The organism is Paraburkholderia sp. SIMBA_030 (assembly GCF_046535245.1).
Classification (GTDB): domain Bacteria; phylum Pseudomonadota; class Gammaproteobacteria; order Burkholderiales; family Burkholderiaceae; genus Paraburkholderia.
On record NZ_JAWRXB010000318.1, the window covers coordinates 1 to 280 of the forward strand.

Annotated in this window: 1 protein-coding gene; it reads left to right on the forward strand. The window is 54.6% G+C overall.

The annotated features are described in order from the left end of the window. A partial coding sequence (locus tag SB772_RS40160) for an aminotransferase class V-fold PLP-dependent enzyme (protein WP_410838540.1) occupies window positions 1-280 on the forward strand: 280 nt, incomplete at both ends.

Here is a 280-nt window from a genome sequence, read left to right on the forward strand (position 1 = left end):
AGGGATCAATCTGGTCGCCAATAGCTGGGGCAACAGCAACGTGCGGGCGGGCGATAACATCATCATAAGTCAGATGGAGCACCACGCTAACATTGTTCCCTGGCAGATGCTTTGCGCACGCGTTGGCGCAGAGCTGCGTGTGATCCCGCTCAATCCCGACGGTACGTTGCAACTGGAGACGCTGCCTACGCTGTTTGATGAGAAAACTCGCCTGCTGGCAATTACTCATGTCTCCAACGTGCTTGGCACAGAAAATCCACTGGCGGAAATGATCACGCTT